Source organism: Dokdonella sp. (genome assembly GCF_044227025.1).
Lineage (GTDB): Bacteria > Pseudomonadota > Gammaproteobacteria > Xanthomonadales > Rhodanobacteraceae > Dokdonella_A.
This window is the reverse complement of the sequence record NZ_JBGAFX010000003.1, coordinates 1-24,958: the sequence shown is the minus strand read 5'-3', so window position 1 is coordinate 24,958 and position 24,958 is coordinate 1. Positions and strand designations below refer to the sequence as shown.

At 67.7% G+C, this 24,958-nt stretch carries 25 protein-coding genes; 14 read left to right on the top strand and 11 right to left on the bottom strand.

Going from position 1 to position 24,958, the window contains the following annotated elements; all coding sequences use genetic code 11:
* Nucleotides 1-14 precede the first annotated feature (14 nt).
* Nucleotides 15-716 (bottom strand): hypothetical protein, encoded by a 702-nt coding sequence (locus ACILRJ_RS07845; RefSeq protein ID WP_395682125.1) that lies wholly within the window; start codon nt 714-716, stop codon nt 15-17.
* Between the two features lie 10 nt (nt 717-726).
* Nucleotides 727-936, bottom strand: coding sequence for a hypothetical protein (locus ACILRJ_RS07840; protein ID WP_395682123.1), 210 nt, complete (start codon nt 934-936; stop codon nt 727-729).
* Between the two features lie 166 nt (nt 937-1,102).
* Here ACILRJ_RS07840 and ACILRJ_RS07835 point away from each other — a divergent pair, with 166 nt between their 5' ends.
* On the top strand, nt 1,103-1,663 hold the full coding sequence (locus tag ACILRJ_RS07835; RefSeq protein ID WP_395682121.1) for an ECF-type sigma factor: 561 nt from the start codon (nt 1,103-1,105) through the stop codon (nt 1,661-1,663).
* Entirely contained in the window at nt 1,660-4,080 is a 2,421-nt protein-coding gene (locus ACILRJ_RS07830; RefSeq protein ID WP_395682119.1) for a protein kinase domain-containing protein, read from the top strand. The genes ACILRJ_RS07835 and ACILRJ_RS07830 overlap by 4 nt, the downstream gene beginning before the upstream one ends.
* On the opposite strand, the gene ACILRJ_RS07825 is transcribed toward ACILRJ_RS07830, so the two are convergent.
* On the bottom strand, nt 4,055-4,639 hold the full coding sequence (locus tag ACILRJ_RS07825; protein ID WP_395682117.1) for a transcriptional regulator: 585 nt from the start codon (nt 4,637-4,639) through the stop codon (nt 4,055-4,057). The genes ACILRJ_RS07830 and ACILRJ_RS07825 overlap by 26 nt on opposite strands.
* 245 nt (nt 4,640-4,884) lie before the next feature.
* On the opposite strand from ACILRJ_RS07825, the gene msrB reads away from it, so the two are divergent.
* From msrB to msrA, 3 genes are all read left to right on the top strand, one after another.
* Nucleotides 4,885-5,406 carry a peptide-methionine (R)-S-oxide reductase MsrB gene (gene msrB / locus ACILRJ_RS07820; protein WP_395682115.1) on the top strand — a complete coding sequence of 174 codons (522 nt, stop codon included), beginning with the start codon at nt 4,885-4,887 and terminating at the stop codon, nt 5,404-5,406.
* A 13-nt stretch (nt 5,407-5,419) separates the two neighbouring features.
* Nucleotides 5,420-7,219 carry a cytochrome c biogenesis protein DipZ gene (locus ACILRJ_RS07815; protein ID WP_395682113.1) on the top strand — a complete coding sequence of 600 codons (1,800 nt, stop codon included), beginning with the start codon at nt 5,420-5,422 and terminating at the stop codon, nt 7,217-7,219.
* Between the two features lie 111 nt (nt 7,220-7,330).
* Nucleotides 7,331-8,059, top strand: a complete 729-nt coding sequence (gene msrA / locus ACILRJ_RS07810; protein ID WP_395682111.1) for a peptide-methionine (S)-S-oxide reductase MsrA — start codon at nt 7,331-7,333, stop codon at nt 8,057-8,059.
* A 16-nt stretch (nt 8,060-8,075) separates the two neighbouring features.
* Here msrA and ACILRJ_RS07805 read toward each other — a convergent pair whose 3' ends face one another.
* Together ACILRJ_RS07805 and ACILRJ_RS07800 are read right to left on the bottom strand one after the other, a co-directional pair.
* A complete protein-coding gene (locus tag ACILRJ_RS07805; RefSeq protein ID WP_395682109.1) occupies nt 8,076-9,068 on the bottom strand; it encodes a DNA topoisomerase IB in 993 nt (330 codons plus the stop codon).
* 8 nt (nt 9,069-9,076) lie between these two features.
* On the bottom strand, nt 9,077-9,322 hold the full coding sequence (locus tag ACILRJ_RS07800) for a hypothetical protein (RefSeq protein WP_395682107.1): 246 nt from the start codon (nt 9,320-9,322) through the stop codon (nt 9,077-9,079).
* A 227-nt stretch (nt 9,323-9,549) separates the two neighbouring features.
* Here ACILRJ_RS07800 and ACILRJ_RS07795 point away from each other — a divergent pair, with 227 nt between their 5' ends.
* The 3 genes from ACILRJ_RS07795 (at nt 9,550) to ACILRJ_RS07785 (ending at nt 12,174) form a co-directional block, all read left to right on the top strand.
* Nucleotides 9,550-9,747, top strand: a complete 198-nt coding sequence (locus ACILRJ_RS07795) for a hypothetical protein (protein ID WP_395682105.1) — start codon at nt 9,550-9,552, stop codon at nt 9,745-9,747.
* Between the two features lie 3 nt (nt 9,748-9,750).
* On the top strand, nt 9,751-11,082 hold the full coding sequence (locus ACILRJ_RS07790) for a PQQ-dependent sugar dehydrogenase (protein ID WP_395682103.1): 1,332 nt from the start codon (nt 9,751-9,753) through the stop codon (nt 11,080-11,082).
* A 165-nt stretch (nt 11,083-11,247) separates the two neighbouring features.
* Nucleotides 11,248-12,174 carry a M23 family metallopeptidase gene (locus ACILRJ_RS07785; RefSeq protein ID WP_395682101.1) on the top strand — a complete coding sequence of 309 codons (927 nt, stop codon included), beginning with the start codon at nt 11,248-11,250 and terminating at the stop codon, nt 12,172-12,174.
* 104 nt (nt 12,175-12,278) lie between these two features.
* Here ACILRJ_RS07785 and ACILRJ_RS07780 read toward each other — a convergent pair whose 3' ends face one another.
* On the bottom strand, nt 12,279-12,734 hold the full coding sequence (locus tag ACILRJ_RS07780; protein ID WP_395682099.1) for a hypothetical protein: 456 nt from the start codon (nt 12,732-12,734) through the stop codon (nt 12,279-12,281).
* A gap of 556 nt (nt 12,735-13,290) precedes the next feature.
* Nucleotides 13,291-13,539, bottom strand: coding sequence for a hypothetical protein (locus ACILRJ_RS07775; RefSeq protein ID WP_395682097.1), 249 nt, complete (start codon nt 13,537-13,539; stop codon nt 13,291-13,293).
* A 206-nt stretch (nt 13,540-13,745) separates the two neighbouring features.
* Here ACILRJ_RS07775 and ACILRJ_RS07770 point away from each other — a divergent pair, with 206 nt between their 5' ends.
* The 4 genes from ACILRJ_RS07770 (at nt 13,746) to ACILRJ_RS07755 (ending at nt 19,232) form a co-directional block, all read left to right on the top strand.
* Nucleotides 13,746-14,795, top strand: coding sequence for a helix-turn-helix domain-containing protein (locus ACILRJ_RS07770; protein WP_395682096.1), 1,050 nt, complete (start codon nt 13,746-13,748; stop codon nt 14,793-14,795).
* Nucleotides 14,796-15,157: 362 nt separating this feature from the next.
* A complete protein-coding gene (locus ACILRJ_RS07765; RefSeq protein ID WP_395682094.1) occupies nt 15,158-18,391 on the top strand; it encodes a hypothetical protein in 3,234 nt (1,077 codons plus the stop codon).
* 198 nt (nt 18,392-18,589) lie between these two features.
* A complete protein-coding gene (locus ACILRJ_RS07760; RefSeq protein ID WP_395682092.1) occupies nt 18,590-18,808 on the top strand; it encodes a hypothetical protein in 219 nt (72 codons plus the stop codon).
* Nucleotides 18,809-18,872: 64 nt separating this feature from the next.
* Nucleotides 18,873-19,232, top strand: coding sequence for a YciI family protein (locus ACILRJ_RS07755; protein ID WP_395682090.1), 360 nt, complete (start codon nt 18,873-18,875; stop codon nt 19,230-19,232).
* 43 nt (nt 19,233-19,275) lie between these two features.
* On the opposite strand, the gene ACILRJ_RS07750 is transcribed toward ACILRJ_RS07755, so the two are convergent.
* Together ACILRJ_RS07750 and ACILRJ_RS07745 are read right to left on the bottom strand one after the other, a co-directional pair.
* A complete protein-coding gene (locus ACILRJ_RS07750; RefSeq protein ID WP_395682088.1) occupies nt 19,276-20,778 on the bottom strand; it encodes a S41 family peptidase in 1,503 nt (500 codons plus the stop codon).
* 94 nt (nt 20,779-20,872) lie between these two features.
* The gene (locus tag ACILRJ_RS07745) at nt 20,873-21,991 is read right to left on the bottom strand and encodes a helix-turn-helix domain-containing protein (RefSeq protein WP_395682086.1); all 1,119 of its coding nucleotides are present in this window, start codon (nt 21,989-21,991) and stop codon (nt 20,873-20,875) included.
* A 134-nt stretch (nt 21,992-22,125) separates the two neighbouring features.
* On the opposite strand from ACILRJ_RS07745, the gene ACILRJ_RS07740 reads away from it, so the two are divergent.
* A complete protein-coding gene (locus tag ACILRJ_RS07740) occupies nt 22,126-22,527 on the top strand; it encodes an ArsR/SmtB family transcription factor (RefSeq protein WP_395682084.1) in 402 nt (133 codons plus the stop codon).
* A complete protein-coding gene (locus ACILRJ_RS07735) occupies nt 22,505-23,002 on the top strand; it encodes an SRPBCC family protein (RefSeq protein ID WP_395682082.1) in 498 nt (165 codons plus the stop codon). The genes ACILRJ_RS07740 and ACILRJ_RS07735 overlap by 23 nt, the downstream gene beginning before the upstream one ends.
* Nucleotides 23,003-23,118: 116 nt before the next feature.
* On the opposite strand, the gene ACILRJ_RS07730 is transcribed toward ACILRJ_RS07735, so the two are convergent.
* Together ACILRJ_RS07730 and ACILRJ_RS07725 are read right to left on the bottom strand one after the other, a co-directional pair.
* A complete protein-coding gene (locus ACILRJ_RS07730) occupies nt 23,119-23,469 on the bottom strand; it encodes a hypothetical protein (RefSeq protein ID WP_395682080.1) in 351 nt (116 codons plus the stop codon).
* The coding region (locus ACILRJ_RS07725) for an RHS repeat-associated core domain-containing protein (RefSeq protein ID WP_395682078.1) at nt 23,462-24,958 on the bottom strand (1,497 nt) is incomplete at its 5' end. The genes ACILRJ_RS07730 and ACILRJ_RS07725, both read right to left, overlap by 8 nt.

Here is a 24,958-nt window from a genome sequence, read left to right as displayed (position 1 = left end):
CCTCCGGCGCTGCGTCAATCGAAGCCGTTGCGGAAGATGCCGTCGCCGCGCGTGACGCGCAGGCGATCCACGTAGAAGAGTGCGCCTGGCGTAGTCGAGGAGTCCGTCCCCAGGAGGACCGAGCCGATGCCGCGCTCGGTAACGCCGTGTGCGCGCGCGCTGACGAGCGACACGCCGTCGAGCTTGACGTCGTAGGTACCCTCGTCCATGTGGAACAGGATCGCGAGTTCATGCACGACGTTGACGGAATACGATCCGACGGCGAAGAGCGAGCCGTTCTCGTCCGATAGCGAGATGTCGCCGGAGCCGGCGAAGATGATCTTGGTGAACTTCTGCGCGGCCGTGCCGGGTTCGCGCACGTTGACGTCGAACATGTCGAATTGCGCGGCCTTGATGCGCATGTGGATGTTCAGATCGCCGTGGATGACCTCCTCGCCACCGATGAATTCAAAACGCGCGGAAAGCGCGTTTCCGCCCGCCGCTTCGCTGAATTCGAGCGATGGCGTGGACATCGGACCGGCGCGCACGATCGCGGACAGCCCCGGGACGATCGAGATCGGCTCGCCGAGCTCAGGCCCGCCGGTACCGATCTGCTGATCGATTGGCTCGTCGTTGAAATTGGCTTCGAGCAATACGGCGCCGGGTTCGTTGCCGGCATGCGCGGCCGTCATCGCCGCATACATCGCCAGCCCGCAGATGAAACGCAGTTTCTTCATTGTCATGTCCTCATTCGAATTCGTCACGCAACACGCCGTCGCGGGACCGCGCACGGCATTGCACGACCTTGGGTGAACCCGTGGGCGCGTCGTGGCAACCAATGGTCGCCATGCAGTTCGTGCCGATCGCAATCGACGCGTAGTCGCCGAGCGGCGCGGCCGCGGATTCAAACAGCGCGGTGCCGGCTGTCGCACGTACTCGATGGATCGATGCAGCCATGGCGGAGCTCCCGGATATGGACGGCCAGCTTCCGCGCTCCGCCCCGCCGAGTCTTCGCATTGCCGGCACGAAACCATGAGATTTCGATGAGAGTTCCGCCACGGGTGCCGGCGCGCGCCATAATCGGCCGCATCGGCACTCCTTGCGTGCCGGCGGCACGGTGCAGGTGGACGCTCGCGACGACACATCACTGACCGACCTCCTCGCGCTCGCGCGCGCGGGTGACGGCAACGCCTACAACCGCGTGTTCGCGTCGGCGTACGCGGAACTGCAGCGCCTCGCCCGCCAGACGCGGCGAGGCCTGGCCGGCGCGACCCTCGACACCACCGGCCTCGTGCACGAGTGCTACCTGCGCCTGATCCGCAACGCGTCGCGCGCGAAGGACGGCGAGCACTTCCTCGCGATCGCCGCGCAGGCGATGCGCCACCTGCTGATCGAGATGGCCCGCGCACGCCTCACCGAAAAGCGCGGTGGTGGCGCCGAACGCATCGACATCGATGAAACCGACGCCGCCGAGACACGCGACGCCGAGGAACTGATCGCGATCGACGACCTGCTGCGCAAGCTCGAGCGCGAGCATCCGCAGCAGGCCGAAGTCGTTGCTTGCCGTTTCTTCGGCGGCCTCGGCGACGAGGAAACCGCGGCCGCGCTGTCGCTTTCCGTGCGCACGGTGCAGCGCGAGTGGGCGCGCGCGCGTGACTGGCTCGCGCAGCAGGCCGGCGCGTGAACATCGACCGTGACCGGCTGCGCACCGGCGGAGCACTGCTCGGGCCACTCGCGCGCAACGCCTTGCCGGACCTCGCGTTGCGGCGCGCACTCGAGCCCGGCGACGTGGTGGGCGCGTTCCGCATCGTGCGCGAGTTGTCGCGCGGCGGCATGGCGGTGGTTTACCTCGCCGAACGCGCCGACGGAGAGTTCGAGCAACGCGTCGCCCTGAAATGGATGGCCGTCGCAGGCGACCGCACCGCCGCCGAGGCATTGTTCCGGCGCGAGCGCCAGACGCTCGCGCGTCTCGAGCACCCCGGCATCGCGCGTCTGATCGACGGTGGCCGCACGGTTGATGCGATGCTGTGGTTTGCGATGGAACTCGTCGACGGCGAGCCGATCGACGCCTGGTGCGAATCGCGCAAGGCGTCGCGCAACGAGCGCCTGCGCCTCGTGATCGCGCTGTGCGAGGCGCTCGCGTTCGCGCATGCGCAACTGCTCGTGCATCGCGACATCAAGCCGTCCAACGTGCTCGTCGACGCTGCGGGCCGCATCAAGCTGCTCGACTTCGGCATCGCGCGGCTGGCCGACCAGGACGACCTGCTCGGCAACTTCGCGTTGACACCGCGCTACGCCAGCCCGGAGCAGTGGCGCGGCGAACCGGTCACGGTCAGTTCCGACGTCTACCAGAGCGGACTGCTGCTGGCGACGTTGCTCGGCGTCCTGCCGGCGGTGCCGAACGGCGCGCATGCGACCGCATTGCACGGCGATCGCGGCGCTGCACCGGCCGCACTCGACGCGCGGCAACTGGCCCACCTGCCGCGCGAACTCGCCGCGATCGTGCAGCGCGCGACCGCAGTCGACACCGCGCAGCGCTATCCGAGCGTCGCCGCGCTCGCCGACGACCTGCGGCGCCTGCTCGAGCATCGCCCTGTCGCCGCGCGCAACGGCGGCGTGCTGTATCGCGCCGGCTGCATCGCGCGGCGCCATCCGTTCTCGATATCCGGCGCGGTGCTCGCACTCGCACTGCTCGGCGCCTCGGGCTGGCGCATCGCGATCGAGCGCGATGTCGCCCGGCAACAGGCGGCGCGCGCGACGACGCAGGCGCAACGCGCGCAGTCCGCGCTGGATTTCCTGTACGGCCTGCTCGCGTGGGCGACGCCGCAGAAGCATCGCGGCGAAGAGAAGACCGTCGCCGAAGCGCTCGCCTACGGCGTGGAGCAATTGCGCGGGCGCGCGAACGATCCGCCCGCCGTGCGAGCGCAGCTGCTGTACCTGTTCGGCCAGGTGTATTCGCAACGGCGCGAGCGCGAACGCAGCCGCTCGCTGTACGAACAGGCGTACGCGCTGTTGCACGGGGATCCGCACGCCGACAGCGGCCTGCTCGCGGAGGCCGCATACGGCCTTGCCGCGCAATTGTCCGACCGCAGTGATCGCGCGCGCGCGCTCGCGCTGATCGACGAGGCGATGCGGCTGTACGAAGGCATCCCGGAAAAGGCCGAGCGACGGATCCACGCCTGGCGATTGAAGGCGATCCGCCTCAACCAGGATGGCCGACTCGACCAGGCCATCGCCGAGAATCGCGCCGCACTCGCCAGTGCGACCGAACGGCTTGGCCGCGACAACGTCGCCACCGCGCGCGTCATGCACGACCTGTCCGGTCGCCTTGCCGAAGCCGGCGAGGACGACGAGGCGCTCGCGCTCAAGCGCGAAGGCTACGAAATCCTCAGGCGCCAGCTCGGCGTCGATCATCCGGACACGAGCCTCGCCTCGATGGGTCTCGCCGGCCTGCTGGTCGGGCGCGGCGACTATTTCGAAGCGGAACGCCTGATGGCGACCGACGGCGCGATCCGCCTGCGCCTGTGGGGCGACCAGCACACCGAGTACGCGCGCCACCTCTACCTCGTCGGCAGCTATCGCCTGCAGATCGGCGACGCGCGCGCGGCCGGGGCCATCGCCGAACAGGCGATCGCGATCAACGAAGCCAGCGGTGCGATCGGCCGCACCGCGCTCGCCTCGCAATACGAATTGCTCGGGCGCGCGAACGAGGCGCTCGGCGACCTCGACGCCGCGCTCGCCGCGTTCCGCCGCGGACTCCAGCCGGACCTGTTCGGCGCCAAGCTCGGTTACGACGGTGGCGACCTTTACCTCGGCGCGGCGCGCGTCCTGCGCAAGCTCGATCGTTTCGGCGAGTCGCAGCTCGCGTTGCGCGAGGCCGCCGACATCTGGCGATCAATGCCCGAACGACATCCGACCCGCGCCGGCCTCGCGATCGAAAACGGTTTCGCCGCACTCGAACGCGGCGATGCGTTCACCGCGCGCGCGGAGGCCGAACGCGCACGCGACCTGCTGCCGGCGCGACCGGAATGGGATGCGTCGCGCGATGAACTCGCGAGCCTGCAGCGACGCCTCGTCATCGCAGGCGCACCGATGTCGTGAGGGCGCTTGCGCAGGTCTCTTCCTCGAACGGCATCACGTCCGATCCCGCGTGCGCCTGCAGCGCGAGCTGCGCCTGCAACGCGAGGAACGCGAGGCCGCGCTCGGACGCGACATGCTGCAGGCGTTCCAGCCGCTGCCGCGTCGACAACCCCGCAACACGCATGCACGCTTCGTCGAGCGTGGCGATCAGGTCCGTGCCGACGACCGGCGCGTCCCGCTCGACGACAGCGCGCATGCGATAGCCACGGCGATGTCGCGTCTCGACGTAGCGTGGCGACGCCGGATCGTCGAGCAGCACGCGGCGCAGCTCGGCGATCACGTTCGGTATTGCGCTCGCCGACAGCGCATGGTGGCCCCAGACGCGTTCGAGCAGTTCATCCAGCGTGACGACCGCCGGCGCCGCCTCGAGCAGCACGCGCAGGGTATCGAACACCTTTCGCCGCAGCACGCACGCCCCGTCCGGACCCGCCAGTTCCTCGCGCGCAAGGTCGAGCCTGAATTCACCGAAGCGGAAACCCGTCGTTTCCACCGCGTCCCGCTGCCGCTCCCGTTGCATCATGGTGCCGTCCCGTGCTCGTGCCGCCCCCTTTCATTGGAGTTTCACGAGGAAACCTGGAAATTCCCGCCATGCGGCGCACGCCGCACGGTCCAGGGCGTCCCAGCGCGCACTTCCGGCGACACCTGCACGCGTCCGCGCGTGGCAGGATGCAGGAACCGCGCGTGCACCCGCCCGGCGCAAGGAATCGCCTGCATCGCCGGTCCCCATGTCCGACGGACGCGGCCCGCGCTTCCCAGGAGTCTCCGATGACCTCGCACCGCCCCCATGATCCGAGTCGCCGCCTGCTGTTGCTCGCCGGTGGCGCCGCCGTCGCCGGCACGTTGGCGTTCGGCCTGCGCCGCTTCGTGCGTCCCGCGCATGCTTCGCAGGACGAGCATTTCGAAGTCACCCACACCGACGAGGAGTGGAGAGCACTGCTTTCCGCCGAGGCCTACGCGGTGTTGCGCCAGGAGGCGACCGAACGCGCATTCAGCAGTCCGCTCGACCACGAGCATCGCAAGGGCACGTTCCATTGCGCCGGCTGCGACAACGCGCTGTTCTCGTCGGCGACGAAGTTCGACAGCGGTACCGGCTGGCCGAGTTTCTACCGTCCGCTGGCGAAGGCGGTCGGCGAATCGCGCGACATGACGCTCGGCATGGTGCGCACCGAAGTGCATTGCCGCCGCTGCGGCGGCCACCTCGGCCACGTGTTCGACGACGGCCCCAAGCCGACCGGACTGCGCTATTGCATGAACGGCGTCGCGCTCGCGTTCAAGCCCGAAGCCTGAGCCGGACGCGTCGATGACCTTCCTGATCCTCGCGTATCTCGGCGGCGTTCTGACGATCCTGAGCCCGTGCATCCTCCCGGTGCTGCCGTTCGTGTTCGCGCGCGCCGACCAGCCGTTCCGTCGCGCCGGCCTGCCGATGCTGCTCGGCATGGCGATCACGTTCGCGCTGGTGGCGATGCTCGCCGCGGTCGGCGGCGCGTGGGCCGTGCACGCGAACATCTACGGACGCTACGCCGCGTTGCTGATCCTCGCGCTGTTCGGCCTCACGTTGCTGCTGCCGCGTTTCGCCGATCGGCTCATGCACCCGCTCGTCGCGCTCGGTGCGCGCCTGTCGGCGTCGAGCGCGCAGGATGACGGCGCGCCTTCGACGCTGTCGTCGATCGTGCTCGGCATCGGCACCGGCCTGCTGTGGGCACCGTGCGCCGGACCGATCCTCGGCCTCGTGCTGACCGGTGCCGCATTGCACGGCGCGAACATCGGCACGTTCGGCCTGCTGCTCGCCTACGCGGCGGGTGCGGCGACGTCGCTTGCGCTCGCGCTGCTGATCGGTGGCCGCGTGTTCGGCGCCTTGAAGAACTCGCTCGGTGCGGGCGAATGGGTGCGCCGCGGGCTCGGCATCGCGGTTCTCGTCGCGGTCGCCGCGGTCGCGCTCGGCGTCGACACCGGCTGGCTCACGCGCCTGTCGAGCGCGGGCACCAACGGCGTCGAGCAGAAGCTCATCGACGCGATCGGCGCGCGCAAGCCGCGCAACGAGTCGGCCGAATCGGTCGTCGCCGCGCCGAACGATGGCGCGATGATGATGGCCGCGAAACCGCAGATGGCCGCTGACGGCGTGAAGTCGGAAGGCATGCTGCCCCCGCTCGACGGTGCAGTCGCATGGCTGAACTCGCCACCGCTGACCGCGGACGGCCTGCGCGGCAAGGTCGTGCTGGTCGACTTCTGGACCTATTCCTGCGTGAACTGCCTGCGCACCCTGCCCTACGTGCGCGCGTGGTACGACAAATACAAGGACCAGGGCCTCGTGGTGATCGGCGTGCACGCGCCGGAGTTCGCGTTCGAGAAGGATCTCGACAATGTGCGCCGCGCGGTCAAGGACCTCAAGGTCGACTACCCGGTCGCGATCGACAACGACTATTCGATCTGGCGCGGCTTCAACAACGAATACTGGCCCGCGCACTATTTCATCGACGCACAGGGTCGCATCCGCCACCACCATTTCGGCGAGGGCGGCTACGAGGAATCGGAAGCATTCATCCGGCAGCTGCTGGAGGAAGCGCACGGCGGCATGCCGACCGCCACGCCACTCACTGCCGACCATGTGCAACCGGATGTCAGTGGCGTCGCGCTCGCGCCGACGACGGACGAAGTGCAGTCGCCCGAGACCTACGTCGGCTACGACCGCGCCGAGCACTTCGCTTCGCCGGGCGGTGCCGTGCACGATGCCGCGCACGAGTACTCGATGCCGGCGTCGCTGTCGCTCAATGAATGGGGCCTCGCGGGCCACTGGACGATCGCGGACGAGAAGGCGCGCCTCGGCAAGCCCGGCGGACGCATCGCATTCCGCTTCCATGCGCGTGACCTCAACCTCGTGCTCGGCCCCGCCACCGACGGCAAGCCGGCGCGCTTCGTCGTGCGTGTCGACGGCAAGGCACCCGGCGACGACCACGGCATCGACACCGATGCCGAAGGTCGCGGCAGCGTTTCGCACCAGCAGCTCTATCAACTTTTCCGCGCCAGGGGCGCGGTGATCGAACGCACGCTCGAAATCGAGTTCCTCGATCCGGTCGATGCGTATGCCTTCACCTTCGGCTGAATGGTCCTTGTGGGAGCGGCGGAAGCCGCGATGCTCTTCCAGCCGGCAACAAAAGCATCGCGGCTTCCGCCGCTCCCACGGGAAACACCCGGAAACCACAGGAGTACCGCAATGACTACCCGAACCCCGCTTCGCATGCGCGTGCTGCGCACGACGCTGCTCTCGCTCGTCGCCGGCACGATCACGGTTCTCGGCGTGCAGCGTCTCGCGCATACCAGCGAACCCGCGGTCGCGATCCCGCCGCCCGCGGTCGACGAACCGGCGAACGATGCGCGCTCGGAAACCGCGGTGTTCGCCGGCGGCTGCTTCTGGGGCGTGCAGGGCGTGTTCCAGCACGTGAAAGGCGTGCGCAAGGCGCTGTCCGGCTACGCCGGCGGCGGACGCGGCGACGCGCACTACGAACGGGTCGGCGAAGGCGACACCGGCCACGCGGAATCCGTGCAGGTCACGTTCGACCCGCGCGAGGTCAGTTACGGACAATTGCTGCAGGTCTATTTCTCGGTCGCGCACGACCCGACCCAGCTCAACCGCCAGGGTCCGGACCGCGGCACGCAATACCGCTCGACGATCTTCGCGATGACGCCGGCGCAGCAGGACGTCGCCGCGAAGTACATCGAACAACTCGACAAGAGCGGCGCCTACAGCCGTCCGATCGCCACCACGATCGAAACCGGCAAGGCGTTCTACCCGGCCGAGGACTACCACCAGAACTACCTGACCCTGCATCCGGGCGAACCGTACATCGCGATCAACGACCTGCCGAAGGTGGAGAACCTCAAGCGCCTGTTCCCCGAGCGCTACCGCGATCCGCCCGTGCTGGTGAGCGCGGCGTTGCACTGAGCGCACGCAGCATGCATCAGGTGCGGGTGCGCAGGTAACGCAGCAGCGCGCGCTCATGTCGGTCGAGGCCGTCGCGGGCGCGCGTCGTGCGCGCGAACAGCGCACGGATGCGCTGGTTCGCGAGCGGTTCGGCAGCGGCTTCGAGCACGTCCGGATGCACGTAGGAGCGCTGGCATACGGCCGGCGTGTTGCCAAGCGCGTCGGCGGCGACGCGGATCGCTTCGCGCAGCGACGGCGGCGTCGCGGCCGCCGGGTCGAACAGCTCGCGCGCGACGATCACGCTCGCCGACCAGGTGCGGAAATCCTTGGCGGTGAACTCCTCACCCATCGCGTCGCGCAGGTAGTCGTTGATGTCCGACGACGTCAGCTTGCGCGGCTCGCCCCCGTCCAGGTACTGGAACAGCAGCTGGCCCGGCAGCTCGCGGCAGCGGCGCAAGGTGCGCGCGACGCGCGGATCCTCCACCTCGACCTCGTGCATGCGGCCCGACTTGCCGCGGAACGCGAAGCGGATCGCATCGCCCCGCACGCTGACATGGCGCGTGCGCAGCGTGCTGAGCCCGAACGAGTGGTTGCTGCGCGCATATTCCTCGTTGCCGACGCGGATGCGCGTGCGATCGAGCAGGCGCAGCAGCGCGGCGAGCACGCGCTGCCGCGTCACCCCGCGTTCGTGCAGGTCGCGACGGATGCGCCGCCGCAGGCTCGGCAGGCGTTCGCCGAACGCGATCGTGCGTTCGAACTTGCTGCGGTCGCGTTGCGTGCGCCACGCCGCGTGGTAGCGGTATTGCTTGCGACCGCGGGCATCGCGGCCCGTCGCCTGGATGTGGCCGTCGGGACTGACGCAGATCCAGACGTCCCTGTACGCGGGCGGGATCGCCAACGCGCGGATGCGCTGCAGCACGCGTGCGCTGCGCACCTGCCGGCCGCGTGCGTCGAAGTAGGCGAAGCCGCGCCCATTGCGCCCGCGCGTGAGGCCGGGTTCCGCATCCGTGACGTAGCGCAGGCGCCCCACGCGTGCGGTCAGAACCGGTCGACGAACTCGAGCGCGATGCCATGCGCGCGAGCCGCACGCTCGGCACATGCGCGCACGTCGGCCGCGGCACGGGTGCTCATCGCATGCACTTCTATGTCGTGGAAGTCGCCGGCGGTATCTTCCCCGAGGCCCGCCGAACTGGAGTCGTCGCGCAGGTGCACGCCCTGATCGGCGACTTCCTCGATGCGGTCGACGTCGTCTACGCCACTGATCGCCGTCAATGTCGATTGCACTGCGGTTTCCTCACCGGTCAACCGGAGTCGGACGATGCCCATGGCTCACCTCTTCATCTCGCCGCTGCTGCGGTGGGACGCCAGTGCAACGCAAAGCGCACGAATCGCACCTGAACGATTTTTGGATGGAACTGCGCGCTGAACGAGCGCGAGTGCGTGATGCATGGATTCAGTTTCCAGCGCCCAGTCTGCGTCGACCACCCGCATCCACGTGCCAGCCGGATCCCATGAAGCACGACATCACCGTTTCACCGGACGAAATCGAGAACCTGCCGCCGCGTGTGCTCGCTTCGCTCAACCATGCGCTGCGCCGCGAATTCGAGCGCGAGGCGCCCACGCAGCGCGAGCGCAACCGCGTCGAACGCGAGCGTGCGCGTCGATACGGTGAAGCACACGGACGCGCGTGGCGCATCGCGGAGCTCTGAGCCATGCAGACTTGCTCACGCCTCGCACTCGCCATCGCCGCCGTCATTGGCGCGGGCGGCGCAACCTCGACGATGCCGCCGCCGACTTCGATCGGCCCGAATCCGGTACTGCCCGAGCCACAGCATGCCTTGCTGCCGACCGTGAAGGTCGCCAAGGCGATCGGCTGGGAAGGCAGGCAACAGCCGACTGCTGCACCCGGCTTCGCGGTGCATGCGTTCGCCGCGGGGCTCACGCATCCACGCTGGCTGTACGTGTTGCCGAATGGCGACGTGCTCGTCGCCGAGACGGATGCGCCGTCCGACAAGCCCGACGATGCGAAGGGCATCAAGGGCAAGGTCATGAAGACGATGATGAAGAAGGCCGGCTCGACCACCGGCAGCGCCGATCGCATCACCCTGCTGCGCGACGCCGACCACGACGGCAGCGCGGAAACGCGCCACGAATTCCTCTCCGGCCTGCACTCGCCGTTCGGCATGGTGCTGATCGGCAACGCGTTTTATGTCGCCGACACCGACGCGGTCGTGCGCTACGGCTACAAGACCGGCGCGACGGCCGCGACCGGCGACGGCGAGCGCGTCGTCGACCTGCCGGCCGGCACGATCAACCATCACTGGACCAAGAACATCCTCGCGAGTGCCGACGGCAAGTCGCTGTATGCGACGGTCGGCTCGAACAGCAACATTGGCGAGAACGGCATGGCGGCGGAAACGGGCCGCGCCGGCATCTGGCGCATCGATCTCGCCGCGCGCACGCTCACGCCGTTCGCGACCGGCTTGCGCAATCCGAACGGCATGGCGCTGCAGCCGGACAGCGGTGCGCTGTGGACCGTGGTCAACGAGCGCGACGAACTCGGCGACGACCTCGTGCCCGACTACATGACGTCGGTGAAGGAAGGCGCGTTCTACGGCTGGCCGTACAGTTACTGGGGCCAGCACGTCGACGAGCGCGTGAAACCGCGGGATGCCGCGCGCGTCGCCAGCGCGATCGCGCCTGACTACGCGCTCGGCGCGCACACCGCATCGCTCGGCCTCGCGTTCTGCACTGACGACGCGTTCGGCGCGCACTACCGGAATGGCGCCTTCGTCGGCCAGCATGGTTCGTGGAACCGCGCGCAGCCTTCGGGTTACCAGGTCGTGTTCGTGCCGTTCGCCGATGGCAAGCCGTCCGGCGCACTCGAACCCGTGCTCACCGATTTCCTCGATGCCGAGGGCAATGCGCGCGGGCGGCCGGTCGGCGTCGCGTTCGATGGCCATGGCGGACTGCTCGTCGCCGACGATGTCGGCGGGCGCATCTGGCGCGTCACACCTGCCGCACGTCAGGGCCTCGCGAAATAGAAGCGCGCTCCACCTGCGATAGTGCGACTGGTCCGGGTCGCGGCTCGACGTACGCAGTGCCTGGTCGCACCTGAACGCAGCCGATGCGGCGATACCGGCCATTCCGCCCGCGTTGGCATTGCGCCGAATAACGTTCGCATCACTTGCTTCGTCGGGGAAATCGCCATGCGCACGACCGTCGCGTCCGCCATCAGCATCGCTCTCGCCGCGTGGGTTGCCGCGACCCCCGCATCCGCCGCTTCGCTCGTCACGGTGCAGCAGGGCGGCGTCGGTCGCTGGACCGGCATCGCGGCGAAGGAATGCGGCATCTACGGCAAGCGCTATGCCGCCGTCGACGCGGTCTGCTACTACCCGGTCGACATCCGCGCAAAGCCCGGTGCGCATGCGATCAACCTGTGGGACCAGGACGGCAAGCTGCACAAGGGCACGCTGCGCGTTGAGAAGACCGACTTCCCGGAAGTGCAGATGACGCTGCCGGATTCGCTCGACCGCTTCCTGCATGTCGCCAGCGACGACCTCGCGCGTGCGAAAGCGGATCGTGCCGCGACGGCGAAGATCCTCGGCGGCACGCTCGATGCGCCGTCGTTCTCGCTGCCGCTCGCCGCCCCGACCGCGAGCCTGCCCAAGAGCGAAGACGACTTCGGCAGCTTGCGCGTGTTCGATCCGCAACACCGCAGCCTGCACAGCGGTCGCGACTACCCGGTCCCGGAAGGCAATGCCGTCAAGGCGGTCGCCGATGGCACCGTCGTGCTCGCCGCCGACCAGTTCTTCTCGGGCAATTCCGTCTACGTCGACCACGGCGACGGACTGCTCAGCATGAACTTCCACCTGTCGTCGATCGCGGTGAAGGACGGCGAGGTGGTCAAGCGCGGACAGACGCTCGGCAAGATCGGCGCGACCGGTCGCGCGACCGGACCGCACCTGCACCTCGGCGTGCGCTGGCTCGGCAAGCGCGTCGACCCGGCCTTGCTGCTGGCGACGCCCGACGCGTTGCCGTCGGTCGCCGATACACCGCAGGAAGCGCAGCGCAAGATCGACAAGGCCGAGACCCGCGAGCCGCCCGAAACCGACGACATCGACGACGAAGGCTGACCGCCCGCGCGTCCAAAACCGGGGTCAGGGTGCCTTGTCGCACGCTCGTCGGAGCGGATGCGGATGCACTGGAGCCCGTACAACCTTCGACTCGGTGGTCGTGCCTACCTACGTTTCGCCACAACGCGACCACCAGGTCTCGTTGCCACCACGACGAGCAACATGAGCGTGAGCGCCAACAGGCTAGAGGTATTGGATGCTGGCAACGACACGGGCTCAGCAGCTGGCACGCCGCCGATCGTCAGAGGCAGCACACCCAATTGCATGATGGTCGGCGCGCCCGACGTCGCAAAACGCCAGCTCACTGAGACTGTATACGAGCCTGACGGGAAGGTTCCAATATCTACTCGATCGATTCTCGATCCAAGGATGCAAAAAATCGGATCCTCGTAGTGGTCGCCGGAAAGTTGTACGGCTATTTTGCCGCCTGCGACACTGACGACCGGAGTTTCGCAAGGACGCTGCAGAACGTCGCACGGCCCTGAGAGCGCGTTAAAGACGATGGTATCGCCCGCCATCGGGTGTTCCGGCGTCAGAAACGCATTCTCCGGATACGCCATAGCTTGTCCGCAAGCCAGCGCTGTGATTAGGACCACTAGTCCCGCAATTCGATGTTTGGGCACGCGGACTTCCTCCGATAGCGGGGTCAGGATGCCTTATCCCACGGTCGCTGTCGGGAATCTCTGACCGGGCGACTGCTCGGATGGCACGCGGGCCACGGCAATCGAAAATGCGGCAATCGCTACCTGGCGTGGGCCAGGATCGACGCCGCCAACTTCGCGCCACGCTTCAGCCCGCGGATCCGGCGGTGGCATGAACGCAAATGCAGCACGCGCCACAAGGTCGTCACCATCGAGGCCGTCGCGCACAAGCTCGCCCGCGCTGGCTACTACTTGTTGAATCAAGCCCGACGACTCTGGCGCACGCCGAGTGCAGTTTCGAAGACCGCGTGCTCACCCCTCAGCAAGCGACGTCTTCACCGTGCCGTCGCAGGACATGTGGCCGCACGCGCACGGCGAGGCGATGTTCTGCAGCACCTGCTCCTGGCATCCATCGCAGCAGTAGTCGTGGCCGGGGACAGCTTCGCAGCTGCACAGCGGGTTGGCACAACGGCGCTCACCCATGGCCGGCTCCTCGGCGCCCTGAATCCTCCGGTCGCACCTTGCCGATCCGCTGCAGCATGCCGGCGAGTCGCGCACGCACATGCGCGTCGTCTTCGGCCGACGCGCTCCCTTCGATGACCCCCGCGTGTCCGGAGAAGTATGGCCAGAACAGGTCGTCATCCGGGTAGTCGATCAGCATCTTCGGCAACGCCGCTTCGAGGCCGTCGAGCATTTCGTCGAGCTTGGCGCGCGGGAGGGGCATGGCATGACTCCGTTGTTTCGCGAACGCCGATGCGTGCGGCTACCGGCGATCGACATGAGCGCCAGTATCGTCCTGCCCCGGCCTGCGCCAGCTGAACGTGGCGCGCCGCGGTGCAGGAATAATTCAGTCTGGATGCCGCCACCGGGCGTTCGCGGCGGAGCCCGGGTCCGCTACGCTAGCCGTTCTCCGAGTGCCCGGGCCGCCCCGTGAAGAAACCGTCCAGATCCCGCGCCGCCAAGCCCGCGAATGCTGCGGCGAACGCGGCACACCCGTTCCAGTGCCTCGGCGTGACCGCACTCGAGGACGAGATCTACCGGACCCTGCTGCGCCGCGAAGGCGTGCCGCAGGCCGAACTCGCCGCGCGCCTCGGCACCACCAGCCGCGCGCTGGTCGAACCGCTGCGCGCGCTCGTCGACAAGGGCATGGTCACGCTGTCGCCGGATCGCGCGCCGCGTTATTTCGCGATACCGCCGGACATGGCGGTCGAGGCGCTGATCGCGAACAGCCAGCGCAACGAGGAAGCGCGCCAGCGCAAGGCGCGCGCGGCCGCGGTCAGGCTCGCGGCCACCGCAGCTCCGCGCGGGCGCGGGCGCGTCGCCGACGAGCGCCTCGTCGAGATCCTCAGCGCCGAGGCGACCGCGCAGATGTTCGTGCTCATGCACCGCACCTCGAAGGTCGAGATGCTGAGCCTCACGCGCCCGCCGATGCTCATCACCAACATCAACGAGCCCGACCACCTGCTGTTCGAGTGCCTCGATCGCGGCGTGAGCTGTCGCGCGCTCATCGACAGCGACCTGCTCAACATGCCCGGCTGGCTCGACCACATGCGCGACAACACCGCGCGCGGGGAGGAATGCCGGGTCGCGGCGTCGCTGCCGTTCAAGCTCATCGTCGCCGACCGCAAGCTCGCGATCATCCCGCTCGACCTCGAACGTCCGGACGGCCCGGTGCTGCTGGTGCGGTCCTCCTCGCTGCTCGAAGCGCTGTGCGAAGTGTTCGAGCTGCTGTGGCGCAACGCGACGCCGTTCCCGCTCGGCAACGCGGAGCCTGCCGGCAACGGCCGCCGCACGAGCGCATCGCTGCTGTCGCTGCTCACTTCCGGCCTCAACGACAAGGCGATCGAAGTCGAACTCGGCATGTCGCACCGCACGCTCGCGCGGCGCATCCGCGAGCTCATGAAGGAACTCGGCGCGACCACGCGCTGCCAGCTCGGCTGGCTCGCGGCGCAGCGTTCGAACCGCCCGCGCAGCGGCTGACCGGCAACCGTTGGCACCGTTCTGCGGCAATCTTGTGTCAATGGCACAAAGTTGCCGCCCATTGCCCTTGTCAGTGCAAAGCCCGCCTGCCTAACCTCGACGTCGCCGGGCAATCCGCATCCCGCGTTCCCCGGCGCCACGCCACGACGGCGTGACGAGGCTGGCCGTCGACACGGCGCAGCGAGCCCGATCCCGGACGATCCGACACCGCACGCCATTGGCGGCGACGTCGCATGCCGGCACGGGTGGTGAAGCGGGGGCGATTCTTCCGTTCCTGCTTGGGGCTACTGCCAATGAAACACCGGAACACCGCGGCCACGGCCGTGACATTCACAGGGCGCGGCGCATCCGCGAATGTGCGCATGCCGCGCGCGCTCGTCGCGACGATGCTCGCCGCGCTCGGCCTGTTCGCTTCCGCGGCAACCGCGCGCCCGCACGGCATCGCCGCGCTGACGCAGCCGCACGGCGGCGCGCAGTTCTTCAGCGATCGCGCCGCGTTCACCGCCGCGCTCGGCGTGCCGGCGCATCTCGCCGTCGAGACGTTCGACAACGGCCAGCCGGTCGGGCCGTTCCCGACCACCTGCAGCGCACCGTTCTCGAGCACGACCAACAACACCTGCTTCCTGCCTGGCCAGATCGTGCCCGGCTTCGCGCTGACCTCGAGCTCGGGCGGCGACCTGGTTGACGTACCGCCGAGCTTCTTCGGTCCCCTCCAGTCCACGCGCGTGGTCGGCGCATCGTCATTCGCCGACGCGACGATCGCCACGTTCACGCCCGCCGCGAACGCGGCCGCCGCGACCGTCTACGGCGGCATCAACACCGCCACCTACGTCGTCGACGTCGAAGCGTTCGACGCCGGCGGCAATTCACTCGGCAGCGTCACGCTCGATGCCGGCGACAGCCGCGACAGCTCGGTGTTCCTCGGCATCGTCAGCACGACGCCGATCGACCACATCGCGTTCAACGGCGCCGACGACGGCGGCGAACTCATCGACAACCTCACGTTCCGCGCCGCCGGCCTCGCGCCGCCGGGCCTCGCACTCGCGTTCTCGCCGAGCGAGATCGCCGCGGGCAACACCAGCACGCTCACGATCACGCTCGGCAACCAGGCCCAGCCGGGCGTCGCCACGCTCTCCGCAGCACTCGTCGACACGTTGCCTGCGGGTGTCCTCATCGCGCCGACGCCGAATGCGACGACGGACTGCGCCGCGGGCACGCTCACCGCGCTCGCGGGCACCTCGACGATCACGCTCGCCGCCGGCGCGCAGATTCCCGCCGGCGCGACCTGCACGATCAAGCTCGACGTCATCGCCGCCAGCGCCGGCCTCTACGCGAACACGATCGCGCTCGGCGCGCTGCAGACCACTCTCGGCAACAGCCAGGACGCGGCGAGCGCGAGCCTGACCGTGTCGTCGGGTCAGACCGGCACGTTCCCGCCGAGTGAAGACTTCGACGGCGTGTTCGCGCCCGCACTGCCCGCCGGCTGGGTCACCTCGACCAGCACCGGCGCGAACGACTGGACCACGCAGACCGTCACCGTCGACAGCGCGCCGAATGCCGCCACGTCGCCGGACCTCGGCACGGTCAGCGATCTCACGCTCGACTCGCCCGCGTTCACCGCGGCCGCCGACCAGACGGTCACGTTCCGCCACCGCTACAACCTCGAGCGCGGCTTCGACGGCGGCGTGCTCGAGATCTCGATCGACGGCGGCGAGTTCTCCGACATCGTCTCCGCGGGCGGCCGCTTCATCACCGGCGGTTACGCCGGCGTCACGATCTCCGAGTTCACCGGCAATCCGATCGGCGGACGCCCGGCGTGGACCGGCGACAGCGCCGAGTTCGTCACCACCGTCGCGCGCCTGCCCGATGCGGCCGCCGGCCATGCGACACGCCTGCGCTTCCGCAACACCGCCGACGCCGGCAACCTCAACACCGGCGAAGTGCGCGGCTGGTGGATCGACTCGATCCATCTCGGCATCGACGTGCAAGCACCGCAGGCGTCCACCACGCCGGCATCGCTCGCGTTCACCGTCGCCGCGAATGGCAGCGCCACCCTGCCGCTGTCGATCCACAACGCGGGCGGCAGCGATCCGCTCACGTTCGCGATCGAATCGCGCAACGCATCGCGCCCGCAGCTCGTGCCTTACGCGACATTCGCCAAGGCGAAGAAGACGCTCGCCGGCGACAGCAAGCCGCTCGTGCCGCGCCCGCTCGCGACCTTGTCCTCGCACGGCGACGGCACGTCGCACGCCGCGCGCACGCTGCCGTGGGCGCCGCAGGGTTCGCTCATGCTCGCGCTCGATGACGGCTCGGCCGAGAGCTCGGTCGGCACCGGCACCGGCAGCTTCAATCCGCCCACGCCATTCACTGAACAGGCCGCGGTGTGGATCAACCGCTTCCATGCCAGCGATGCGCTGACGATCCACTCGATCTCGGTGTTCTGGCCGGAACCAAGCATGGCCGGCGGCGACCTGCTCGGCCTGCAGGCGAACCTCGTCGTCTACTACGACGTCGACGGCGACGGCGATCCGCGCAACGCGGTGCGCGTCGGCACCGACACGCTGGTGACGGTCACCGCGACCGGCGACTTCGTCGCCTACCCCACCACGTTCAACGTGCCGGCCGCCGGCGACGTCTACATCGGCTTCGTCGACCAGTGGGCGCTCGCCGGCGGCTTCATGCCGCGCCTGTATCCCGCCGCGGTCGACGAGTCGTCGCCGCAGGGCATGTCGTACTACTCGTCGGTCGACACGCCGCCGGTGGATGCGAGCAACCTCGCCAACAACACCTACACCGACTTCTTCAACGACGCGAACCTCATGATCCGCGCGACGGTGACCGGTGGTGGCGGCGGCGCGCCGTGCTCGGGCCCCGCGGTGACGTGGCTGTCGGCGACGCCGACCGGCACGACGATCGACGGTGGCGATAGCGCGATCGTCGCGGTCACGGTCGACGCCGCCGCCGGCGGTCTTGCCGAAGGCGTCTATCACGCCGATCTCTGCATCACGACGAACGATCCGGCGAACCTGCTCATGGCCGTGCCGGTCAGCGTCACCGTCGGCAATCCGCCGCCGCCGCCATGCGCCGCTGCGGACGAACTGTTCTGCGACGGCTTCGACCACGCCGCGGCGGCTGGCAACATCGTCAGCGGCACGATCGACCAGGCCGTCACCGACAGCGGCGACGGCAGCGCATTCGACTTCACCAGCGGCGACTACCACCCGTACAGCGGCGCGATCAGCACCGACGACGTGAACCTGTACGACTTTGGCGACGGCAGCCTCACTGCGTACTGGTACGGCGACTTCGTGCCCGCACCGCTGCAGGCCGGCGGCGTCGCCGACGCGAACGGCGACATCATGGTGCTGCATTCCGGCGACACGGTCGGCCCCGCATCGACCGTCGGCGGCTCCACGATCATGACGAACTGGCTCGGCGGCGTGGACGGCTACATCGGCGTCGTGTTCTACAACGAATCGACCAGTGCGCTGAACTACGGCTACGTCCACCTCGTCACCACCGGACCGCTCGGCTTCCCGGCGCAGGTGCATGACTGGGCTTACGACAACAGCGGTGCGGCCATCACGATTCCCTGATCCGCAACGCACCACCCTCTCTCCGTGGCGGGCGTTGGTCCGCCGCGCTCCCCTTGCCCCGGGCTGGATGCCGGGGCATTTTTTTTGGAGAGCCACGCGGGGATTTGGAGCAATCGAACCTGGAATCAGATCCATCGTTCCACCGATTCGCCCGCGAATGCGGACTGGTTTGAAATCCATGCCGACGAGAACCGTCCGATGGCCGCCTTCGATTCGACGGTCTCGGCGCTGGTCGCACTCAATACCGCCGCGGACGACGGCGTCCTGCGCGACTTCCGCCTGCTCTCCGGCGCGCGCATCTCCAACGGCGACACCCGGCGCCTGCGCTGGAAATCGTGCACGCATTACCGTGGCCCGGGCGGGCGTGACGTCGGCCGAACCGCTGTCGAAACCGCATCCCTTCGTTCGTCGTACTGATGGCAAGCGGCAACCCGGCACCCCGCCGGCGGGCCGTCCACCCTTCCGACACAGGAGATTGACGATGCGTTTTCTTTCGATGATCCGTATCCAGGAAAACACCGGCAAGAAGCCGAGCGAGCGCATGATGAGCGAGATGGGCCAGCTCATGGCGGAAATGACTGCCGCCGGCACGCTGCTCGACACGGCCGGACTCGCGCCGACCGCCAACGGCAAACGCGTACGCTTGCGCGGCGGCACCATCAGCGTCGTCGACGGACCGTTCACCGAAACCAAGGAAGTGATCGGCGGCTACGCGATGCTCAATGCCGCTTCGTTCGACGAGGCGATGGAAATGGCGAGGCGCTTCGTCGAGTTGCACGTGGCGGACGGATGGGAAATCGACTGCGAAGTGCGCCAGGTGCAGGAGCCGGGCACCTGTTGAACGCGTCGAAACCCTGACGCCCGCACCGGTTGGCCGCTTGCCATCAAGGGCCGGCCTCCGACGCAGCACCGGTCGACAATCGGCGGACCGCCAGCAGATCCTCGTCGATGCCGGCGGCGATGCCCGCCACGGTGGGCGTGACCAAGACATCCGGCTCGATGCCGGCATCGGGTTGCGGCGTGCGCGGGAACTGGCCGATCAGCGGCAGGTCGAGTTCGATCCCGGAATGCGGCAGGCGCAGGAAGAAGAACGCGCCACCGTTGATGCCGCGCCGATTGCCGCCGGTGGTGCGCCCGACCAGCGTCGCGAGGTGGTGTGTCTTCACCAGCGAGGCGAACTCGAACGTCGCCGAACTGTTCGTCGGTCCGACCAGCACGAAGGTTCGTCCGGTGAACCGCTGCGGCACTGGCCGGATGATGCTGGTGCCGGCCTCGTCGTCGTAGCGCGTCAGCCGCAGGAAGCGTTCATCGTACGGCTGCGTCGCCTCGCCCCAGTCGGCGAACGAGCGGTCCCAGGTGTGCAAGTTCGGCATCAGCTCCGCCGGCACCGTGCGATAGCGCACCAGGCGCACGACGTCGTCGACGCCGATGTCGTGCGCCGTCAGGTGCGCCGCCAGTTCGTCACCCACGGACAGGCCGCCTTCGTTGGCGCGCAGATCGATCACCAGCGTCGTCGCGTGCGCGGCGTCCAGGCGCGCGAATGCATCGGCGAGCCAGGCCTTCCAGTCCCACGTGCTCTCGTACAGCGCCCAGGTCGGCATGGTCATGAGCGCGAAGCCATCGTCGCCGATCGCCAGCGACCAGGGCACCTTGGCATCGCTCGCGGCCGGTCGCTGCGCGCCCCGTTCGGCGAACGTCGACGGACGCACGCGGCTGCGCATCCGCGCACCCGTCGGCGCACGCGCATCGAGCGTGTAGTCGCCGACCAACGTCGGGTGGAACAGCGGCAGGAACACGTCGAACGCCTCGATCGCCTCGTCGCCGCGAACCTCGAGCCACGCGACGCGCTTGCCATCGTTGCCGCCATCCGCGCGCGCGACCGTCAGGAGTTCGCGCAGCAGCCGTGCGGCGGGCACGCCGTCGATCGCGAGCACTTCGGTACCCGGCACCAGGCGCGGATCGCTGGAGAAATTGCGCGTGATGACCATGCGCTCGCCGATCCAGCGGAAATGGAACGGCACGCGACCGGGACGCTCGAACAGCGCGGCGCGGGTCGCATCGTCCTGGTTGAAGAAGTTTGCGTACGTGTGTCCGCAGCGGATCTTCGCGGCGAAGCGCGAGAACGCCAGATACGCCTCGCCAAGCGACACGTCGTGGTCGAGCGCGTCGCGCAACCCGGCGTAGGCCGCTTCGAGGGACGCCGGGGTGTTGTAGCGGTACAAGCCCGGATGCAGGGCGGCATACGTGCGTTGCAACACATCGACGTCGGCCTGCAACCCGGCCCTATCGAGCATCGGAGCGCCCTGCTTCGAGTGCGGACGCGCGGGGTAGGCCGCGCACGCGGCGAGCAGGGCCACTGCGAACATCAGGGACAGCACGCGAAGCATCGAAGGACTCCCTGCGGCCGGCGGCCGCCTTGCCAGGGATGCTGGCGCCGCGCCGCACGCGACGCGACTCACAAGCGCATGGCCGCGCAGGTTTTCAGGAAATGGGACGCGGATCGCTGGCGCCATTCGCCCGTCGCCACGCACTCGGCGTGAGACCCGTCAGTGCCTTGAACACGCGGTTGAAGCTCGCCTTGGAACCGAACCCCACGTCGAGGCCGATCGCGAGCACGTCGCCCGGCAGCAGCAGGCGCGCCTGTGCCGCGGCGACCCGCTGGCGGTTGACGAAGTCGCTGAACGATTCGCCGAGGCCTTCGTTCAGCGCGCGCGACAGGTAGTTCGTGTTCGTCCCGAGTCGCCGCGCGGTCGTGGCGAGGTCGATGTCCGGTTCGCGCCACCACCCTTCACGCGCGAACTGGAGGCGATACGTCTCGCCGAGCGCCCGCCAGTCCTTGTCGCGCGCCGCATCGTCCCCGCTCGCCGGCGACAGGTCTCCGGCAACTGGATAGCGATCCTCTGCATGGCGCAGACCACCGACGCCGAGCGCATAGACCAGCAGGGCGAACACCACGTACAGGGGAAACTCGTCGAAGTAGCTCAGTCGCCGCACGAACAGATCCACCAGGCCGAAGCCGATCGCGATCGCCACGGTCGCTGCCGTCGCGGCCAGGTAGGCACGCAGCCAGCCGAGACGGAATTCCTCTCGCGCGCCACTGGTCGCATCGAGGCGCCGCTGGTAGGCACGATAGCTTCGCCATGCCGCCACCAGGTAGGCCAGCATCGACACGACGATCGCGATGTTCTGCAGCGGCAGGATCCACGGGGTATGGATCGCGTCGTTCCACGCCCATTTCGCCTCCAGCGGCTGCACGAACAGCGCGAGGTAGTACACCACCTGCAGCGCCAGCGGCACGAAGTGCACGCCCCAGCGCGCGGGCAGCGCCGCATCGCCAAGCTGGCGCGCATACAGCCAGATCAACGGACCGCAGCCGAGCTGCCAGAAGAACGGCGCATACGTCAGCCACGGCCACGCATCGTAGAACCCCGCGTAGCCGATCGTGTAGGGCGTGATCTGCAGCACGCACAGCACGAGCAGCGCCGCGAGGCAGCGATTGGCGAGGCGATTGCGCGTCGTGCGCAGCAGCAGCCCGGCGACGACCAGGCCATGGATGCTGGCCAGCGCGAGGGTGAGGCTCCAGGGGCCGAAGACGATCATGGGTGCAGGGACCATCGGGCCGGGAGCTTAGCAGCAGCGCGACGGCTCGCTGCGACCGGCATCAACACGAACGGAGGAATCGTCGTCGGGACCGCGAGCGTTTCAAACGTCCCAGACAGCCCTTCCTGCCACCCTTGCACACCGGCCGCGCGTTCTCCATACTGAACTACATGGTTCAGCGTTCATCGGCCCACTTCAACGCGTCGTTCGCCGCGCTCGCCGATGCCACCCGCCGTGGCGTCCTCGACCAGCTCGCGCGCGGCGATGCCTCCATCACCGACCTTGCCGACCGGTTTGAAATGACCCTCACGGGCATGAAGAAGCACGTCGGCGTGCTCGAGCTGGCCGGGCTCGTGACCACCGAGAAGGTCGGCCGCGTGCGCACGTGCCGCATCGGCCCGTGCCGCCTCGAGGAGGAGATGGCGTGGATCGCGCGGTACCGCCGGGTGTGGGACGCTCGCTTCGAAGCACTGGAGGGCGTCATCGACGAACTCAAACGACAGGAGAAGGCCCGTGGCCGCAAGAAAAGAAAGTGAATCCCCGCGCACGACCGTGCAGAAGACGTCGGACCGCGAGGTCGTCGTCACGCGCACGTTCGACGCGCCCGCGCGGCTCGTGTTCCAGGCGTGGTCCAACCCCGAGCTGTTCAAGAAGTGGTGGGTGCCCCGCTCCATGGGCATGACCCTTCGCTCGTGCGACATGGATGTCCTCACCGGTGGCAAATACCGCCTGGTGTTCGGCGACGATCCTGCCAACACGATGGCGTTCTTCGGCCGCTACATCGAGGTCGTGCCCGACCAGCGCATCGTCTGGACGAACGAGGAAAGCGGTGATCCAGGCTCCGTCACCACCGTGACGTTCGAAGAACGCGACGGAAGAACGCTGCTCGTCATGAGCGAGCTGTATCCGACCAAGGAAGCTCTCGACGAAGCCGGCACCGGCGCACAGGAAGCGACGCATGAGACGTTCGGACAGCTGGATGAACTTCTGGCGGGGTTGTCTGCGCGTTGATTCCTTCACGGGAACGCGCGGTCTGACAGCTTCGATCCAACGCGCGACTCCGCTGCTGCGCAGACGCTCCGCACGAGCCCTTGCTGGATTGTCCTCACTTTCTGGTGTCCGAAAAATCAGGGGTGGTCCACTCTGACCCCGTCATCGGCATCTCTAAACGTGATATAGGCGTCGTTGTCATAGTAATACAACAGCGCTCTCAGCAAATCTTCATCTGTTATTCTCACCAATTGCTTCTGCGCATTCCGAACGATGCTCTGCACCTGTTGCATATTGAGTACGTAGTCAAAACCTAAATCATTGGCCGCATCCGACAACTCTGCATCCTCAGCGTCCGGATCACGAACAAGGCACGGCGTCGTCAGATTCCAAGGTTGGTCTTTCGGAAGATAGAGCGAGTAGTTCCAAGGAAAGTCGCTTGCATGGACTACGGCATCTTTTAGTGCTAGTGAACGTCCGCTAGTCATTTGCCTTCCTCCTCTTCCTACCACCGCCCCATTCCTCCATCCCACCTCGACGTTCCGGATGAAGCGACTGCTGCACGGGGCCGGATGCCTCGTGATGATTCGTGGGCACGAGTTCCAAAGAGCCTGGTTCTGACGCGTGGTGCCACGTTAAGCCCGAAATAGGTGCACGACGAGGATATGCCCCCCGAGGGCCGGGCTTAATCCCAGCAGCGATGCCGGGATATTCCTTCTCGAAGAATGTGGCCAATGCAAGATCCGCATTCATTGCAAGATCCAACTGCCTATTCCCTTCTTGAAAGTGGAATTCATCGCTCCTCCCAGGATAATGCACCTGTTCTTCGAGTTTTACTTTGAATGCAACTGAATAGTTCGGGCTGTCAACAGGACGAATCGATGCGGGATCCGGCACAGCTGAAGTATGCCCTCCACTCGAAAATCCAGACTCAAGATCGTCAGCGATTCCCCGCTCGATATTCGCCGCTGCGGTTTCACCAGTCGACCTTTCGGCGATGGTGACGGCGCCGGCATCCGCAAGACCAGTCGTTGTCCGAGTGAAAAGTGAACGCGCTCCGCCCGCAACGGTTGCCACCGTAGCAGCGTCACCGGCCAGCCGTGTCCCCGCTCGCCCTTGTTCGAAGTAGTCGTATCGCTCCCCTGCAATCTCCGCCTGGGCGGCGTGCTCACCGACACCGGTCGCGAAATCGGTGAATAGCTGAATAGCGGGTCCGCCTTCGCCATATTGCCCCTGGGCTTGTTGCATGCGCTCAGAGAACCGAGCGGCCGCATCGTATCGCTGTCCCATGCGCGTCCGCGCAGCCGCATCACCCGATAATGCTGCTCCGGCATCCGTGACCAACACGGCGGGCGCTGTGACAGTCGTGCCGATTTCGTACGCTGCGCCCGCTGCTCGACCTAAAGCGGGGCTGGTGTTGGCGGCGGCGAGCGTGACGGCAGTGCGATCGCTGTCGTCTTGCACGTGAGACATGCCAAGAGCCCACGCACACAGCAGATCGGAACACCGTCCCGTCGGATCGGTGTAGACCGTCGGATTGGCGTAGGCGTACAAATACCGATGCAGACTCGGCGGCTGCATCGAGTGGCCTTCTTCCGGATCCTCGGTCGTGAACCGCGCGATGCGCGGGTCGTAGTAGCGCGCCTTCGCGTAGTACAGGCCGCTTTCCGGGTCAGTCAGGTAGCCGGTGTAGCCGATCGGTTGTGCGTCGGTGCGCGTGAGGTCGGCGGTGGTGCCGTCCGTTTGGTTGGTCGTGACGGTGCCGCTCGAGGCCTGTTGCGTGACGATCTCGCCCCAGGCGTCGTACTTCGTTCGCGCGCTCACGCTGCCTTGCTGAGTCAGCAGGGCGATCGGGGTGGCGAGGCTGTCGAGCAGGTAGTGGCGCTGGGTCGGCGTGCTGCCCTGTTCGGTGCGGCTGATCAGCTGGGTTGCGCTGTAGTGATACCGGGCGAGGCTGTTGCCGATGCTGTTGGTCTC